Genomic DNA, 15,393 nt, shown 5'->3' with positions numbered 1-15,393 from the left:
CTGCTGGAGCTCAGCTGATGCCGATCATCACGCACAGAGGAGCCCGGAGCGCGGCCCGGAGGATCTCGAGCAGCGCGATGTCGCGCGTGGCGATGACGTCCCAGGAGGCCTGCCAGATGCGTTGCGGATCCGCGGACGGCAGATCGCCGAGCGTGTCGGTCACCGCGCCACGGCACCGAGACCAGAGCCCCGGGCGCCGCGGGCGGCGCGGCGTCAGGCCGCGTGTCGTGCGCGGAGCAGCGCCTCGAGGACGGACGCCCCGCGATCCGCGTCCGCCACGGTGACGAGCCGTGCCCGCCCGCCGCGGAGCCGGACCACGAGCCCGGGCCCGGAGCGCGTCACGTACGCGAGCCCGCGGCCGGAGAACCGGAGGCCCCAGCCGCCCCACTGGCCGGGCGACACGTCCTCCCAGCCCGCGGACTCCATGCGGTCGAGGGGCACGCGCATGATCGGCAGCCGCGTCCACGTGGACGTCACGCGGAGGCCGCGGCGGTCGGCCGTGACCTCCACGCGCGCCATCGCCAGCATGCCGAGGCCGGCCGCGACGAGCGGGATGCCGGCGAGCGCGGCGGTGCCCGCGTCGACCGCGGAGGCGGCGACGCCGGCCGCGACGCCCGCGACGAGGATCACCGCGCCGATGCCCGCGAACCAGCCGCTGCCGACGGATCCGCGCCAGGACACCCGGGCCGTCGCAGTCACGTCGAGCGGTTCCACGTCGTGCGCGGGGACGGGGCCGGCGACGCGCACGAGGGCGACGAGGGGGATCGCCCCCGCCGCCCCGCCCACGGCGAGCAGCACGACGCTCCACCACATGGGGAAGGTGCCGTCGCCCACGGTCGCGGACAGCGCGAGGACGACCCAGGCGGTCGCGAGGCTGCCCGCCAGGAGGTTCGCGACGAGCAGCCACGTGCCCGCCGTCCGACGATCCCGGGCGCGCAGCGCGGCGACCGCGAGCGCCACGCCGAGCACCCCGAGGGCGAGCGCGATCCCGAGGAGCACCCATGGCGATCCCCAGCCGTCGGCCCGCCCATCGGCCCGGAAGTGGATGGCGATGCGCGCCGGCAGCACCGGCGCGAGCACGGCGGCCGCGGCCCCGAGCGCGAGGACGAGCACCGCGGCGGGGGCGACGACCGCCACCCGCGTCGCGGTCGTGAGGGGGGATGCGGTGGTCATCGTGCTCCCTTGATCATGGTCATGAGGTCGTCGAGCGGCACCCCGAGGGTCTCCGCCTGGTCCCGGAGCTCCTCGACGAGGGCGCGGAGGCGGTCGAACGAGGCGTTGCCCGAGCGGAGGACGGTCGCGCCGCGGCCGCGCCGCAGCTCGATGAGCCCGTCGTCCTGGAGGCGGGCGTACGCCCGGAGGACCGTGTGCATGTTGACGTCGACGGCGGCCGCGAGGTCGCGCGCCGACGGCAGCCGCTCGCCGCTCGCGAGCTCGCCGCGGGCGATGGCGTGCCGGATCTGCCCGGCCACCTGGTCGGCGAGGGAGGCCTTCGCCGCGGGGTCCACCGTGATCAACATGTTTGCATTCTATGCGAACAATACTGTCGGGCGCCAGGCACTAGGCGGACTCGCGCACCACCAGCTGGTGCCGCACGCGGCGCACCACCTCGGGGCCGGAGCGCGGCAGCTCCCCCGCGATCATCGCCACCGCGAGGTCGAGCGCGTGGCGGGCGAGCTCGTCGAGGTCGACCGCGAGCGTCGTGAGGGTCGGCGCCAGCAGGCGCCCGAGGGAGAGGCCGTCGATGCCGACCACGCGCACGTCGCCCGGCACGTCCACGCCGGCGCGACGGCAGGCGGAGAGCACCCCGAGGGCGCACACGTCGTTGAAGGCGACGATGGCGTCGGCGGTCCGGGGGCGCGCGACGATGCGCTCCGTCGCCACGGCGGCCGCCTCCGCGGTGGGGGCGGAGGCCTGGACCACGGACACGTCCATCGACCGCGCCGAGAACGCGCGCACGAGCAGCGACGCCCGCGCGCTGGGTCCGGCGGCGACGGCCGCGTCCAGCACGACCGGGTGACGCACCCCGGCCGCGTGCAGGTGGTCGGCGAGCGCGTCGACGGCGTCGGTCGGATCCAGCTGCACGGCGGCCCGCAGGGGGTCGCCGCGCGGGTCGAGCTCCACCACGGGCACGGAGCCGAGCCGCCCGATCCACTCGGCGGCGCGCGACCCGAGCATGCCGATCACGGCGTCCGTCTGCGCGCCGAGCGCCTCGACCATGCGGTCGGAGTCGGCCGCGAGTCCGACGTCGGCGAGCGACACGTTCCAGCCGCGGGCCGCGGCGATGCGCACCACCGCGGCCGCGAGCTCCGGTGACCACGGGTTCCGCAGGTCGTCGACGACGAGGCCCAGCTGGTGGTCCCCACCGGTGACGAGCCCGCGGCCGAAGCGCGACGGCCGGTACGCGAGCGCGTCGGCCGCCGCCAGCACGCGCCGCTTGGTCTCCTCGCTGATGCCCGGCATGCCGTTCATCGCGCGGGTCACGGTCTGGCGGGAGACCCCCGCCGCGGCCGCGACGTCGTGGATCGTGGCCCGGCCGGCCGCCTCGCGACCGGCCGGGCCCCGACCTCCGTCGTCGCCTCCGGTCAGCCGCGCAGGTCCAGCCACGCCACCTGCTCCGGGGTGAGCTCGACCGACAGGCCGCGCATCGAGGAGCGGACCTCCGAGATGGTGCGCGGGCCGAACAGCGGGAAGGTGGGGAACGGCTGCGCGAGCACGTAGGCCAGCGCGATCGCGGTCGCCTGCACGCCGTGCTCGGCGCCCAGCTGCTCGGCGCGGCGCAGGCGCTCGAAGTTCTCGTCGCCGTAGTAGCAGCGCACGAGCTCCGGGTCGCTCAGGTCGTCCGGGCGGGCGCGGCCCGTGAAGAAGCCGCGCGCCTGCGACGACCACGGGAGCAGCGGCACCTGGCGCTCCTCGAGCCACGCCTTGGAGGCGGGATCCGTGACGTGCACGCAGCCGGCCCACGGCACGTCGTACGCCTCGGCGAGGCCGAAGTGGTCGCTCAGCGCCTGGAACCCGGCGCGCCCGTTCGCCTTCGCGTAGGCCTGCGCCTCGTCGAAGCGCTCCGGGGTCCAGTTGGAGACGCCGTAGGAGCGGATGCGGCCCGCGCGCTGGTGCTCGTCCATCACGTCGACGAACTCCCCCACCGGCACGTCCGGGTTGTCGCGGTGCATGAGGTAGATGTCCGCGTAGTCGGTGCCCTGGCGCTCGAGGCTCTCCAGGAGCTGCCGGGTGATCGACTCGGGGTCGCAGTGCGGGGTGTGCGCGCCCTTGGTGATGACGACCACGTCCTCGCGGATGCCGCGGTTGGCGATCCACCGGCCGAGGCGCCCCTCGAGCAGGCCGTGGCCGTAGATGTAGCCCGTGTCGAACGCGTTGCCGCCCTGCTCGACGAAGTGGTCGAAGATCGCGGACGCGTGCGCGAGGTCGGGCTGGTTGTCGACGCCCATGACGAGCCGCGACATGCGCTTGCCCACGCCCGGGATCTCGCCGTAGAGCATGGGGCTGTCGTCGCGGACGCGCAGCGGGCGCCCGGAGACGGTGGGGATGTCGGCGTCCTCGGCCTCGAACGGGTAGCGCAGCTCGAGCGCGGCGCGCCAGCGGTCGAGGGTGCGGGCCGTGGCGAGGGTCTCCTCGAGCGTCATCTGCGCGGCCTCGCCGAGGCCGGCCGCGAGCGCGTCGGTGGTGGCGTCCGCCTCGATCGCGTACGGCTTCGCGCCCGGGAAGGCCAGCGTGCGCGGCTCCTCGCCGACGACGGTGATCTCGATGGTCGGCTCGTCGCGCAGCGTCCACGGGTCGCTCAGGTGGATGCGGCCGCGCGAGCCGTGGACGGTGAGCACCTCCGGCTCGTGCAGGGCGACGCCCGTGCGGAGCGTCGCGGTGATGCCGCCGCGGTAGGTCGCGCGGGCGACCGACCACTCGTCGACGCCGGTCGGGCCGACGGTCCCGTCGACCTCCAGGGTCAGCGGCTCGGCGACGGCGACGCCGGTCGCGGCCTGCACGACGGCGGCGACGCCCGTGACGGTGTAGCCGCCGACGTCGAGGATCCCGCCGCCCGCGGTGGCCGGGTCGTAGAGGCGCCCGGTGCGGGATCCGGTGCGGAAGGAGAAGGACGCGTCGACGTGGGCGACGTCGCCGATGACGCCGTCGCGGAGGAGCTCGAGGAGCGCCGCGGTCTGCGGGTGGAAGCGGTACATGAAGGCCTCCACGAGCGGGAGGCCGGCGTCGCGGGCCGCGTCGACGAGCGCCATCGCGGTGCCGTGGTTGACGGCGAGGGGCTTCTCGCACAGGACGGCCTTGCCGGCCTCGAGCGCGCGGACGACGAGGTCCGCGTGGCCCGTGTGCACGGTGGAGATGTAGACGGCCTGGACCGCGGGGTCGGCGAGGACCTCGTCGTAGCCCGCGCCCGTGACGTCGGCGAAGCCGTGGTCGGCGGCCTCCGCGGCGAAGGCGCGGGCGCGCTCGGCGCTCGAGCTGCCGGCGGCGACGAGCCGCGCGCCGCGCTCGCTCGCGGGCAGCTGGGAGAGGAAGCGGCGGGCGATGCCGCCCGGGCCGAGGACCGCCCAGCCGGGTGCGGTCGGGGTGGTCGTGGTGGGGTCGGTCATGGTGGAGCCCTTCGCGGCATCGTCGGCGTGAACGTTCACGACGACGCTACGGGGTCCGCTCCGGGCGGGTCAAGAGCACCCGACGCCTCTCCGCGTGAACGTTCACGTGATCCGGGCCAGCCAGCCCGCGCCGCGTCACCCGCCTCGGGCCTCGCGCGCGGCGGCCTCCGCCTCGATCTCCACGACCAGCCGGTCCAGCAGACGCGTCAGCTCGGTGCGCTCGGGTGCCGCCCACTCCCCCACGAGCTCCCCGAGGAGCGCGCGCGCCGTCGCCGAGTTGCGGTCGAGCGCCCGTCGCGCATCGGGAGTGGCGCGCACGAGGACCGCACGGCGGTCGCCGGGGTCGGCCTCCCGCACCACGAGGCCCCGCGCCTCGAGCCGCTGGACGTGCGCGGTCATCGTCGACTTGTCGACGCCCTGCCAGTCCGCGAGCACGCGCATGCGCGTCGCCCCGCACTCCATGAGGTGGCCGAGCAGCCAGGTGTCGGTCGCGGAGAAGGCCCCGCCCTCGTCGGCGAGCATGCGGCGGCGCACGTCCGGACGCGAGGCCCACCGCGTGATCGCGAGGACCGCCCGCTCGAGCGCCGCGCCTGTCCGCGCAGCGTCGTCCGGCGCCTCCTCGGCGCCCTTGCCTGGGAGCTCGCTCACCGTATGATCCCCGTCCCCTCCGTGCGACCTGTCCGTTGGTATCCTCAAACCATATCGTCCACCGCACGACCCGAGAGGAACACCCCATGTCGACCCCGAGCACCGATCCCCGAGCGAACGCCGTCCCGGCCACGCCCCGCGAGGTGATCGCGAGCTACACCGAGTACGCCGACGCGCAGGCCGCCGTCGACACGCTCTCCGACCGGGAGTTCCCCGTCGCGTCGACCCAGATCGTCGGCCACGACGTGCGCACGGTCGAGACCGTCACGGGCCGGGTCACCAACGGCAGCGCCGCGGTGCGCGGGGCCGCGGGCGGGGCGTGGTTCGGCCTCATGATCGGCCTGCTCTTCGGCATCTTCACGCCGGGCGTCGCCTGGCTCGGCGTCCTCCTCGTCGCGGTCGGCATCGGCGCGCTCTGGGGGGCGCTGTTCGGCTTCGTCGGCCACTACGCCACGCGCGGCAAGCGCGACTTCGCGTCCATCCAGACGCTGACCGCCGGCCGCTACGACGTGCTGGTCGACAGCACGCGGGCCGCCGAGGCGTCGCGCATCCTGTTCGAGACGCCGGCGCCCGCCGCGTCCTAGCCCTCGCGGAGGGCTCGGTCGGCCTGGTCCGCCGGGCCGGCCTCGCGACCCGATCGTCCGGAGCCCCGGGACCCCTGGTCCCGGGGCTCCGGTGCGTCCAGGGTCACCCACTCCTCGTCCACGCGGAAGCCGATCGCCGTCCCGGCGGCGAGGATGCCCGCGTTCCCGCTCGACCCTCCCGTGCGGATCGTCGCGACCCCGTCCGCGAGGAGCGCCCGCACGGAGGCGGCCTTCACCGCGGTGGCGAGGCCCCGCGACCGGTGCGCCGGGTGCACGACCGTGAAGTCGACCTCCGCGCGTCGACCGTCCGCATCGACGTCGACGACGGTGAGCGCCACCAGGTTCGCGTCCGCGTCGATCGCCCCGAACGCCCGCCGCGCGGCCGAGGGCACCCGCGCGGTGCCGGCCGTCAGCGGAACGTGGCGCGTGGCGGGCCCGCCCGGGTAGTCGTCGAGCGTGGCCGCGTCGAGGGCGAGCATGGCCGCCTGGTCGTCCGGCCCGAGCTCCCGCACGGACACGATGCCCGCGACCCGCTCCACCGCCGACCGAAGCCGCACCGGATCCGCGTCGTCGGCGTGGAGGACCGCGCCGAAGGAGCGAGCGGCGACCACCCACCCCTCGGCCCGCAGCGCGTCGACGCGCGCATCGTGGGCGGGGACGACGACGGGCTCCTGCGGCATCCCCCGAGCCTGCCACGCGGCGGTCGCGTCGGCACGGGAGGCGGTGGCGACGGCGATGCGTACGGTGGGGTCATGCCCGCCGCACGCTCCGTCCGCATCGTCGGCGACGTCGTCCTCCGTCCCGCGAAGCCGTGGACGCCGACGGTCCACGCGCTCCTGCGGCACCTGCACGCGGAGGGGCTGCCCGTCCCGGAGCCCCTCGGGATCGACGGCGGCGTCGAGCGCGTGCGCCTCGTGCCCGGCGACGGCGGCGAGGACGCATGGGCGCACCAGACCACCACCCGCTCCGTCGCGTCCGCGGGGCGGCTCCTGCGCCGGATCCACGACGCCACCCGCGGGTGGGATCCGCCGCCGCACGCCGTCTGGTCCGTGCCGCCCGAAGGCGGCGACGTGATCTGCCACGGCGATCCCCAGCCCGGGAACATGTCCTGGCGCGACGGCGTCGCGGTCGGCCTCTTCGACTGGGACGCCGCGCGGCCCGCCCCGCCGCTCAGCGACGTCGCCTACGCGCTCGAGTGGCTGACCCCGTTCAGCACCGATCCCACCGGGCTGCACGCGCGGGGCCTGACCTCCGACGTCGACCGGCGCTCCCGCGTCGACGCGCTCCTCGACGGCTACGGCTGGGACGGCCCCATCGCGGTCGTCGACGCGGTCCTCGCCCGCCAGCAGCGCGCCGTCGACGAGGTGGTGCACCTCGGCTCCCGGGGCCACGAACCGCACGCGACATGGGTCGCCGAGGGATGGCCGGCCCGCTGGGCGTCGAAGCTCCGCGAGACCGAGTCGCTGCGCTCCGCCGTGGGGTGACGGCGCGGATGGCGCGCCGCCGCGACGCCCCTCAGCCCGCGGCCGGGATCCCCTCGCGCCGCACCGCGTCGTGCAGCAGCGCCTCCACGTCGTCCACGGCCCGCAGCAGGTCCGCCGGCTCGCTCCCCATGCGGGCGACGACGGCGTCGACGCCGCGGAGGCCCGCGCGGGTGAGCAGCTGCTTCTCGTTGGTGATCCACTCGCCGCGGTGGGCGAGGACCGCGTGCGCCGCCATGCTCGCCGCCTCCGCCAGCAGCCCGGCGCACTGGGCGACGCGGCCGTGGCGCGCGTGGCCCTCCCGTGCATAGTGCAACGTCATGGCCGCGTCCCCCCACCACACGCCGGGGGCGGACTCGCGGAGCGCCGGCGGGTACCCCCACGACGGCACCTCCCCGCGGAGGGCACGGTTCACGCCCACCTCGGCCAGCAGGATCGTGCTCGGCAGGCCCGCCGGGTGGAAGAGCAGCCGCTCGACGGCGAAGCGCCCGGCCACCGCCTCCTCGTGCACCGCCTCGATGGCGTCGAGGTCGCGGTAGTGGACGTCGACCGTGCGGCCGTCCACGTGCAGGGCGCCGCCGCCGTCGAAGGTCCGGCCCCAGCCGCCGCGCGGGCTGAGGACCCCGGGCCATCCGAGCGCGCGGAGGCCGTCGGGGTCGAACGCGGCGCGGTAGTAGACCGCCACGTCCCAGTCGCTGTCGGGCCGCTGCACCCCCTGGGCGCGGGATCCGCCGAGCGCCACGCCCCGCACGCCCGGGACGCCGTGCAGCGCGTCGGCGACGTGCTCGAGGAACGCGTCGTCGTCGAGCCCGAGGACGGGACCGGCCCCGGGGACCGCGGTCATGCCCGCCCCGCCACGCTCCGCCATGCGGCGATGCCGCCGCGCAGGCTCACGGCGTCGCGGCCCGCCTCGCGGAGCGCCGCCGCGGCCGCCCGCGAGCGCACGCCGGAGGCGCAGTAGACGACGACCTGGTCGGTGACGCCGCCGGGCACGGCGCCCGGGTCCACCGTCACGATGCGCACCGGCACCGCCACGTGGCCCGGGATGGAGTCGACGAGCCGCTCGTCGGGCTCCCGCACGTCGAGGAGCACCACGGGCTCGTCGGAGGCGAGGATCCGCTCCACCTCCTCCGCGTCGAGCTCGGTGCCGTCGGTCGCCGCTCCCACGCCGCAGAACAGGTCGTAGTCGGCGAGCGCGGTGACCCGCTGGCGGCCCTTCGCGCGCTTGATGCCGATGGTGCGGCTGGTGCCGGCGAGGGCGTCGAGCACCACGACCCGGCCGAGCAGCGGCTGGCCCGCGCCGGTGACGAGCTTGATGACCTCGGTCGCCATGAGGGAGCCGACCGTGCCGCAGACCGCGCCGAACACGCCCGCCTCCTCGCAGGAGAGCACGGCGCCGTCGGCGGGCGGCTCGGGGAAGACGTCCCGGTAGTCGATGCCGCGGCCGTCGGGCGCCGCGTCCCAGAAGACGGTGACCTGGGCGTCGAAGCGGTACACGGATCCCCACACGCACGGGATGCCCACGAGGGCCGCGGCGTCGCTGATGAGGTAGCGCGTGGCGAAGTTGTCGGTGGCGTCCACGACCACGTCGTAGCCGCTGAGGATCCGGATGGCGTTGTCCGCCGTCAGCCGCTCGGCGTGCTCCACGACCTCGATCCCGGGGTCCGTCCGGTGCACGGAATCCGCGGCTGACGAGGTCTTCGACCGCCCGATGTCAGGCGTGCCGTGGATGGTCTGGCGCTGCAGGTTCGAGAGGTCCACAGCATCGTCGTCTACGATTCCGAGGGTCCCGGTCCCCGCGGCGGCCAGGTACTGCAGCACCGGGGACCCCAGTCCGCCCGCGCCGATCACGAGCACGCGCGCGCGGTCGATGCGGGACTGACCCCCCATCCCGATGCCGGGAAGGGCGAGGTGCCGGGAGTGGCGTTCGCGCCGTTCGTGCGCATCCTGCCCGGAGCCATGACCATCACGGCCCCGCCCCCCGGGGTGCGTGCCGTCCAGATCGACGAGCGGCAGAGACGACCCCATGACAGACCTCCGTACGGACGGCGGACGCGGACCCGCGTCGACCGGACCCAGCGTACGACGGCCCGCCGACGGGACCCGCGGCGGCCGTCCCTCGGGCCCCCTCGGCCGCTTCCACCACCGCCGCTGGGGTGACGCCTGGCTCATCGGGCTGTTCGGCTTCCTCCTCGCGCTCCCCCTCGCGGGGCAGCCGTCCGTCTGGTACGACGAGGCCGCCACGGTCATCTCGGCCACGCGCGACTGGGACGACCTCCTCCGCATGCTCGGCACGGTCGACGCCGTGCACGGCCTCTACTACGCGGTCATGAAGGTGTGGTTCGACCTGGTCGGCTACTCGCCCACCTCGCTCCGCCTCCCGAGCGCCGCCTCCATCGGCCTCGCCGCGGCCGGCGTGGTGCTCCTGACCCGCACCGTCTCCACGCGCGCCACGGGCGTCGTGGCGGGCATCGTCTTCGTCGTCATCCCGCGCTCGGCGTGGATGGGCACCGAGGGCCGCTCGTTCGCGCTCGGCACCCTCATCGCCGTGGCCCTCACGGTGGTGCTCGTGCTGGCGGCCCGCCGCGCCGGGTCGCCGTGGCAGGTGCAGGCCCGGTGGTGGGCGCTCTACGGGCTCATCGCGTGGTTCGGCGCATCGACCTTCATCTACCTGGCGCTGCTGGTGGGCGCCCACGGCGCCGTCATCCTGTGGGCCGTCGCCTCGGCCCGCGTGGGCCGGCGCACGGTGCGTCCCATGATCGTGTCGCTCCTCGGCTGGGGCGTGTCGTCCATCGTCGCCGGGCTCCTCTCGCTGCCGCTCGTCGGCGTGGTCACCGCCCAGTCCGGCCAGGTCGGGTGGATCAAGCCGATCGGCCCGCGGACGCCGAACCAGGTGGTGCTCACGCAGCTGTTCCCGGAGAACGCGGCCTTCGCGGCGGTCGCCTGGATCCTGGCGCTCGTCGGGCTCGCGATGCTGGTGCGGCGGGGCGTCCGCCTGGTGCGCGCCCGGCGCCGGTCGACCGCGGAGCCCGTGGGCGAGATCGCGGCCTTCGAGTCCGCCTACCTGCACGCCGGCTGGTCGCCGACCCTGCTGCAGCTCGCGGTCGTGTGGTTCGCGGTGCCCACGATCCTGCTCGTGTACGCCTCGACGCTCACGTCCCCGCTGTACTCGCCGCGGTACCTCTCGTACACGGCGCCGGCCATGGCCATGCTCGTCGCGGTGGGCATCCTGGCGCTGCGCTGGCGACCCGCCGTCGCGATCGTGACCGCGGGGCTCGTGGCCCTGTCGCTCGTCCAGGTCGCCCACGACCGCGGCACCACGCGCAAGGCCGACGCCGACTGGGCGGGCATCTCCCGCATCGTCACCCAGGAGCGCGCCACGGAGGCGCCCGGCACCGAGGAGGCCGTGATCTTCGGCCCCGTGCGGCGCCACCCGAAGGCGACCTCCCGCATCGTCGCGTACTCCTACCCCGACGCCTTCCGCGGGATGGACGACATCCTCCTCCGCACGCCGCCCGGCGACACGGACGGGCTCTGGGAGGAGTCGTACCCGCTCGCCGACCGCGTCGACGAGGTCGAGGGCGCCGATGTCGTGTGGCTCGTCACGAGCGACCGGCAGGACATCCGGCCCGAGGTCGCGGAGGCGCTGACCCCGCGCGGGTTCGTGCGCACCGACGACTGGCACGTGAAGAACGCGAACGTCGAGCGCTACGAGCGGGTCGACGCGGGCTGACCTCCGGCTCGGGGGTGCCACTCCCCGATCGCCGCGACGACCGCGTCGAGGTGGGACTCGAGCAGGAAGTGCCCGCCGTCGACGAGGTGGATGCGCGCGTGCGGCGCGTCGCGACGGAACGCCTCCGCGCCCGCCGCGGCGAAGATCTCGTCGTTCCGGCCCCAGACCGCGAGCACCGGCACGCGCGACTCGCGGAGCCAGGCGTGCACCGCCGGGTACAGCTCCCGGTTGGTGGCGTAGTCGCGGAAGAGCGCGAGCTGCACGTCGTCCTGGCCCGGGCGGGCGAGGAGCGCGAGGTCGTGCTCCCACGCGTCGGGGTCGACCGCGGACGGATCCGGCACGCCGTGCGTGTACTGCCACTCGACGGCGTCGCGTCCGAGGGCGGGCCGGAGGGCGTCGCGCGAGGCGTCGGTGCGCTCGGCGGCGTCGGCCCAGATGGGGTCCCAGAACGAGGGCACGAAGCCCTCCTCGTAGGCGTTGCCGTTCTGCGTGACGACGCCCGTGACCGCGTGCGGGTCGGCGAGCGCCAGGCGCCAGCCGACGGGGGCGCCGTAGTCCTGCACGTAGACCGCGTAGCGGGACACCCCGATGGTCGCGAGGAAGCGGGCGGTCACCTCGGCGAGCGCGGCGAACGTGTAGTCGAAGTCCTCGACGGACGGGGCCGACGAGCGCCCGAAGCCGACGAGGTCCGGCGCGATGACCCGGAAGCGGCCGGCGAGCGCGGGGATCAGGTGGCGGAACATGTGCGAGCTCGACGGGTAGCCGTGCAGGAGCAGGAGCACGGGCGCGTCGACGGGCCCGGCCTCGCGCCAGAAGACGTCGAGCCCGTCGATCGAGGCGGTGCGGTGGTGGACGGCGCCCATGTATAACCCCTTTGAGTTGTTTTGCTGGTTAGCCGGACAGTAGCATGGACGCATCGCGCCACCCGCGCGGAGGATCGAGGAGCAGATGGACCGCGACGAGGAGCTGCTGCTGGCGGTGCTGAACAGCGCGCCCGTCGTCGACGGCCGGCCCGAGGACCGGCTCGACGGCGCGGCCGGGCGGCAGCTCGCCCGCGAATGGGGCGGCACCGGCACCGCGGCCGAGCTCGAGCGCCTGCGCCGCGCCCGCGACGCGATCCAGGCCGTCGTCCGCGGGGCCGTCACGGCGCCCGCCGCGATCGCGGATCTCACGGCCGTGGTCGACGGCGCCGTGCGCACGCCGCACGTCACATCCGAGGGCGTCGCCTGGGAGCTGCGCGTGCCGCCCGACGACCGCCTGCCGGTCGACGCCGTCCTCGCCTGGTCGAGCGTCACGGCCCGCCTGCCCGGCCGCCTGCGCCCGTGCGCGAACGACGAGTGCGCGCTGTTCCTCGTGGACCACAGCCGCCCCGGCACCGCGAGGTGGTGCTCCATGGCGACGTGCGGCAACCGGATGAAGGCCCGCGCGCACGCGCGCCGGTCGCGCTGACCGCGGCCCCGCGTCACCCCCTCCCGCCGTCCGCCTGCCCGACGCGGGGCGCCCGTGGGCCGGCCCGGAGGAGCGCGTCAGTCGATGACGGGCCGGCCTCCGACCCCGTCCCGCGGAGCCTCGGCCTCGGGCCCCCGCACCGCGCGCGGCCTCAGCTCGCTCACGACCGTGCCCGCGACGATGAGCGCCGCTCCGAGGATCGCGAGGGCCGGCAGCCGCTCCCCCGCTACCCGCCCGACGACCCCGGCCCACACCGGCTCGCCCGCGTAGATGATCGTCGCGCGCGTGGGCGAGACGGAGCGCTGGGCCCAGTTCATCGTGAGCTGGATGAGGCAGCTGCTCGCCCCGAGCGCCACCGCCGCAGCGAGCCACAGCCACGAGAACGGCGGGAACGCCTCGCCGACCAGGGGCATGAACGCGAGCGCGAGCGCCCCGGCGACGAGGAGCTGCACCACGGTCACCCGGCCGACGTCCACGCGCCCGGCGAACAGCCCGATGAGGAGGATCTCGGCGGCGATCGGGAGCGTGCTCACGAGGGTCGCCAGCTCCCCCGCGCCGAGCGACGCACCCTCCTGGGGACCGGCGACGAGCAGCAGCCCGACGAAGGCGAGCCCCACGCCCACGAGGGCGAGCGCGCTCGGCCGCCTCCGGAACGCGGCCCACTGCAGGAGCGGCACCAGCGGCACGTAGAGCGCGGTGATGAAGGCGGACGCGCTGCTCGGGATCGTCTGCAGGCCGTAGGTCTGGAGTCCGTAGCCGAGGAAGATCATCACGCCGATCGCCGACCCGGCCGCCAGGTCCAGCCGCCGCATGCCGCGCAGGGCCCGGCGGAAGAGGACCGCGCTGATCAGGCCCGCCGCGAGGAATCGGAGCCCGACGAAGGACAGCGGCCCGCTGTGCTCCATCGCGAGGTGCACCGCGAGGAACGTGCCGCCCCAGATCGCGGTGATGCCGATGAGCGCCCACTCGGGGCGGGACGGCCGGACGGCATGGAGCGACGGCGTGCGCATGGGGCGGAGCGCGCCGGGTCAGCCGGTGATGATGCGGGCGCCGTGCACGGGTCCCGTGGCCCGGATGACCGTGAGGCGGGCGGCGCTCAGCGCGATCTGCAGCTCGAGCGCGCTGTCGAGGTCGGCCGCGAGGAAGGCGACGGTGGGACCGGACCCGGAGACGATGCCCGCGAGCGCGCCGTTCTCCTCGCCGAGCTGCAGCACCTCGCCGAGCCCGGGCGCCAGGTGCAGGGCGGGCGCCTGGAGGTCGTTGTGGAGGACCTCGGCGAGCATGTGCGGATCCCCCGCCCGGAGCGCCTGCAGCACCCCGGAGTCGACCTGCGGGATCTGCTGCGCCGGGAAGATGTCCTGCGCGTGCCGCTCGCGGTGCTTGTCGAGCTCGCCGTACACGTCGGGCGTGGAGACGCCGAACTCGGCGATGGCGAGCACCCACTGGAAGGTGCCCTTGGCGAGGGCGGGGCTCAGCCGGTCGCCGCGGCCCGTGCCGATGGCGGTGCCGCCGGCGAGCGCGAACGGCACGTCGGCGCCGAGCTCCGCGCCGAGGGCGAGCAGCTGGTCGCGGGTGCGCTCGGTGCCCCAGAGGGCGTCGCAGGCGAGGAGGGTGGCCGCGGCGTCCGCGGACCCGCCGCCCATGCCGCCCGCGATGGGCACGTCCTTCTCGATGCGCAGGTGGACGCCCCCGCGGTAGCCGGTGCTGCGCGCGAGGAGGCGGGCGGCGCGGATGGCGAGGTTGTCGGCGCCGACGGTGAGGTGCGACGTGTCGATGGATCCGCCGAACTCGACGGAGAAGCCGTCGGACCGGGTGGCGTACACGTCCTCGTACAGGCTCACGGCCTGGTACGCGGTGGCGACGTCGTGGTACCCGTCCTCCTGGAGGGCGCCCACCGTCAGCGAGACGTTGATCTTGCCCGGGGCCCGCGCGTGCACCACGTCGGAGGTGGTGGCCGCGGAGGTCATGTGCTCCAACCTAGCGGAGGCTGGGAGCCGCTCCGTCACCGTCGCGATCGGCCCAGGCGCGGGCCACGCGGAGGTAGTCGTGGACGCTCAGCTCCTCGCCCCGCGAAGTGGGGGCCACCCCTCCGTCGACGAGCAGCGCGGACGCCGCCTCGCTGCCGCCGAGCAGCTCCGCGAGGGCCTGGCGGAGCATCTTGCGGCGCTGCTGGAAGGCCGCGTCGACGATCCGGAACGTGCGCTTGCGCAGCTCCTCCGCGGCGAACGGCTCCGCGTGCCGCTCGAACGCGACGAGCACGGAGTCGACGTTGGGCACGGGCCAGAACACCTGCCGGCTGACGTTGCCGGCCGTGCGCCAGGCGCCGTACCAGGCGGCCTTGACGCTCGGGGACCCGTAGACCTTCGAGCCGGGTGCCGCGGCGATGCGGTGCCCGACCTCGGCCTGCACCATCACCACGCCCGTGCGGATCGACGGGAAGTGCTCGAGCAGGTGCAGGAGCACGGGGACGGAGACGTTGTACGGGAGGTTCGCGACGAGCGCGGCGGGATCGCCGGGCAGCTCCGCGACGCGCAGCGCGTCCTCGTGCACGACCGTGAGGCGCGCCTCCGGCTGGTACAGGCGCACGGTGAGGGGCAGCTGCTCCGCCAGGCGGCCGTCGATCTCGACCGCGACGACGCTCGCGCCGGTCTCGAGGAGGCCGAGCGTGAGGGATCCGAGGCCGGGCCCGACCTCCACCACGTGGGTGCCGGGCTCGACGCCCGCGACCCGCACGATGCGGCGCACGGTGTTCGCGTCGATGACGAAGTTCTGCCCGAGCTTCTTGGTGGGCGCGACGCCGAGGAGCTCGGCGAGGTCCCGGATCTCGGCCGGCCCGAGGAGCGTGGCGCCGGCGGCCGCGGGCGTGGCGGGCAGTGCCGCGCCGGGGCCCGCGT

Annotated in this window: 17 protein-coding genes; 4 read left to right on the top strand and 13 right to left on the bottom strand. The window is 75.4% G+C overall.

Annotated elements, in window-relative coordinates; translation table 11 throughout:
- Positions 1-10 precede the first annotated feature (10 nt).
- From AC07VC_RS10320 to AC07VC_RS10295, 6 genes are all read right to left on the bottom strand, one after another.
- A complete protein-coding gene (locus AC07VC_RS10320) occupies positions 11-163 on the bottom strand; it encodes a hypothetical protein (protein WP_494676416.1) in 153 nt (50 codons plus the stop codon).
- A 50-nt stretch (positions 164-213) separates the two neighbouring features.
- Positions 214-1,173: a DUF1648 domain-containing protein gene (locus tag AC07VC_RS10315; RefSeq protein WP_494676417.1), complete on the bottom strand. Its 960-nt coding sequence runs from the start codon at positions 1,171-1,173 to the stop codon at positions 214-216.
- Positions 1,170-1,520, bottom strand: coding sequence for a GntR family transcriptional regulator (locus AC07VC_RS10310; protein ID WP_104290015.1), 351 nt, complete (start codon positions 1,518-1,520; stop codon positions 1,170-1,172). Before AC07VC_RS10310 ends, AC07VC_RS10315 begins: the two co-directional genes overlap by 4 nt.
- Before the next feature lie 40 nt (positions 1,521-1,560).
- Positions 1,561-2,607, bottom strand: a complete 1,047-nt coding sequence (locus AC07VC_RS10305; protein ID WP_494676418.1) for a LacI family DNA-binding transcriptional regulator — start codon at positions 2,605-2,607, stop codon at positions 1,561-1,563.
- A complete protein-coding gene (locus AC07VC_RS10300) occupies positions 2,586-4,604 on the bottom strand; it encodes an aldo/keto reductase (protein ID WP_094117036.1) in 2,019 nt (672 codons plus the stop codon). Before AC07VC_RS10300 ends, AC07VC_RS10305 begins: the two co-directional genes overlap by 22 nt.
- A gap of 135 nt (positions 4,605-4,739) precedes the next feature.
- Entirely contained in the window at positions 4,740-5,252 is a 513-nt protein-coding gene (locus AC07VC_RS10295) for a MarR family winged helix-turn-helix transcriptional regulator (protein WP_494676419.1), read from the bottom strand.
- 86 nt (positions 5,253-5,338) lie between these two features.
- Here AC07VC_RS10295 and AC07VC_RS10290 point away from each other — a divergent pair, with 86 nt between their 5' ends.
- Positions 5,339-5,836, top strand: a complete 498-nt coding sequence (locus AC07VC_RS10290; RefSeq protein ID WP_317229234.1) for a YflT domain-containing protein — start codon at positions 5,339-5,341, stop codon at positions 5,834-5,836.
- Here AC07VC_RS10290 and AC07VC_RS10285 read toward each other — a convergent pair.
- Positions 5,833-6,516: a GNAT family N-acetyltransferase gene (locus AC07VC_RS10285; RefSeq protein ID WP_494676420.1), complete on the bottom strand. Its 684-nt coding sequence runs from the start codon at positions 6,514-6,516 to the stop codon at positions 5,833-5,835. The genes AC07VC_RS10290 and AC07VC_RS10285 overlap by 4 nt on opposite strands.
- A gap of 72 nt (positions 6,517-6,588) precedes the next feature.
- On the opposite strand from AC07VC_RS10285, the gene AC07VC_RS10280 reads away from it, so the two are divergent.
- Positions 6,589-7,320: a phosphotransferase enzyme family protein gene (locus tag AC07VC_RS10280; RefSeq protein ID WP_494676421.1), complete on the top strand. Its 732-nt coding sequence runs from the start codon at positions 6,589-6,591 to the stop codon at positions 7,318-7,320.
- 31 nt (positions 7,321-7,351) lie between these two features.
- Here the strand turns inward: AC07VC_RS10280 and AC07VC_RS10275 are convergent, their stop codons facing one another.
- The gene (locus AC07VC_RS10275) at positions 7,352-8,161 is read right to left on the bottom strand and encodes a nucleotidyltransferase domain-containing protein (protein WP_494676422.1); all 810 of its coding nucleotides are present in this window, start codon (positions 8,159-8,161) and stop codon (positions 7,352-7,354) included.
- Positions 8,158-9,207 carry a ThiF family adenylyltransferase gene (locus tag AC07VC_RS10270; RefSeq protein ID WP_494676423.1) on the bottom strand — a complete coding sequence of 350 codons (1,050 nt, stop codon included), beginning with the start codon at positions 9,205-9,207 and terminating at the stop codon, positions 8,158-8,160. Before AC07VC_RS10270 ends, AC07VC_RS10275 begins: the two co-directional genes overlap by 4 nt.
- Positions 9,208-9,343: 136 nt before the next feature.
- On the opposite strand from AC07VC_RS10270, the gene AC07VC_RS10265 reads away from it, so the two are divergent.
- The gene (locus AC07VC_RS10265) at positions 9,344-11,050 is read left to right on the top strand and encodes a glycosyltransferase family 39 protein (RefSeq protein ID WP_494676424.1); all 1,707 of its coding nucleotides are present in this window, start codon (positions 9,344-9,346) and stop codon (positions 11,048-11,050) included.
- Here AC07VC_RS10265 and AC07VC_RS10260 read toward each other — a convergent pair.
- Positions 11,026-11,913, bottom strand: a complete 888-nt coding sequence (locus AC07VC_RS10260; RefSeq protein WP_494676425.1) for an alpha/beta fold hydrolase — start codon at positions 11,911-11,913, stop codon at positions 11,026-11,028. The two genes, AC07VC_RS10265 and AC07VC_RS10260, sit on opposite strands and share 25 nt — an antisense overlap.
- An 85-nt stretch (positions 11,914-11,998) precedes the next feature.
- Between AC07VC_RS10260 and AC07VC_RS10255 the strand changes: the two genes are divergently transcribed.
- Positions 11,999-12,499 (top strand): CGNR zinc finger domain-containing protein, encoded by a 501-nt coding sequence (locus AC07VC_RS10255; RefSeq protein ID WP_494676426.1) that lies wholly within the window; start codon positions 11,999-12,001, stop codon positions 12,497-12,499.
- Positions 12,500-12,576: 77 nt separating this feature from the next.
- Here the strand turns inward: AC07VC_RS10255 and AC07VC_RS10250 are convergent, their stop codons facing one another.
- From AC07VC_RS10250 to rsmA, 3 genes are read right to left on the bottom strand one after another with little or no spacing between them, the layout of a single operon-like run.
- The gene (locus AC07VC_RS10250; protein WP_494676427.1) at positions 12,577-13,509 is read right to left on the bottom strand and encodes a DMT family transporter; all 933 of its coding nucleotides are present in this window, start codon (positions 13,507-13,509) and stop codon (positions 12,577-12,579) included.
- Positions 13,510-13,527: 18 nt separating this feature from the next.
- Positions 13,528-14,466 (bottom strand): 4-(cytidine 5'-diphospho)-2-C-methyl-D-erythritol kinase, encoded by a 939-nt coding sequence (locus AC07VC_RS10245; protein WP_317230710.1) that lies wholly within the window; start codon positions 14,464-14,466, stop codon positions 13,528-13,530.
- Positions 14,467-14,476: 10 nt separating this feature from the next.
- Entirely contained in the window at positions 14,477-15,373 is an 897-nt protein-coding gene (gene rsmA, locus AC07VC_RS10240; protein WP_494676585.1) for a 16S rRNA (adenine(1518)-N(6)/adenine(1519)-N(6))-dimethyltransferase RsmA, read from the bottom strand.
- Positions 15,374-15,393: the final 20 nt, after the last annotated feature.

The organism is Clavibacter sp. GW821-FHT01D01 (genome assembly GCF_059422605.1).
The sequence above is the reverse complement of the archived record's forward strand: the minus strand, read 5'-3'. Positions and strand labels throughout refer to the sequence as shown.

Bases quoted from the DNA above. Each gene is read 5' to 3' on its own strand.
- AC07VC_RS10315 (WP_494676417.1), bottom strand. From the start codon at position 1,173: ATGACCACCGCATCCCCCCTCACGACCGCGACGCGGGTGGCGGTCGTC.
- AC07VC_RS10310 (WP_104290015.1), bottom strand. From the start codon at position 1,520: ATGTTGATCACGGTGGACCCCGCGGCGAAGGCCTCCCTCGCCGACCAG.
- AC07VC_RS10300 (WP_094117036.1), bottom strand. From the start codon at position 4,604: ATGACCGACCCCACCACGACCACCCCGACCGCACCCGGCTGGGCGGTC.
- AC07VC_RS10290 (WP_317229234.1), top strand. From the start codon at position 5,339: ATGTCGACCCCGAGCACCGATCCCCGAGCGAACGCCGTCCCGGCCACG.
- AC07VC_RS10285 (WP_494676420.1), bottom strand. From the start codon at position 6,516: ATGCCGCAGGAGCCCGTCGTCGTCCCCGCCCACGATGCGCGCGTCGAC.
- AC07VC_RS10280 (WP_494676421.1), top strand. From the start codon at position 6,589: ATGCCCGCCGCACGCTCCGTCCGCATCGTCGGCGACGTCGTCCTCCGT.
- AC07VC_RS10275 (WP_494676422.1), bottom strand. From the start codon at position 8,161: ATGACCGCGGTCCCCGGGGCCGGTCCCGTCCTCGGGCTCGACGACGAC.
- AC07VC_RS10270 (WP_494676423.1), bottom strand. From the start codon at position 9,207: ATGGGGGGTCAGTCCCGCATCGACCGCGCGCGCGTGCTCGTGATCGGC.
- AC07VC_RS10265 (WP_494676424.1), top strand. From the start codon at position 9,344: ATGACAGACCTCCGTACGGACGGCGGACGCGGACCCGCGTCGACCGGA.
- AC07VC_RS10260 (WP_494676425.1), bottom strand. From the start codon at position 11,913: ATGGGCGCCGTCCACCACCGCACCGCCTCGATCGACGGGCTCGACGTC.
- AC07VC_RS10255 (WP_494676426.1), top strand. From the start codon at position 11,999: ATGGACCGCGACGAGGAGCTGCTGCTGGCGGTGCTGAACAGCGCGCCC.
- AC07VC_RS10250 (WP_494676427.1), bottom strand. From the start codon at position 13,509: ATGCGCACGCCGTCGCTCCATGCCGTCCGGCCGTCCCGCCCCGAGTGG.
- AC07VC_RS10245 (WP_317230710.1), bottom strand. From the start codon at position 14,466: ATGACCTCCGCGGCCACCACCTCCGACGTGGTGCACGCGCGGGCCCCG.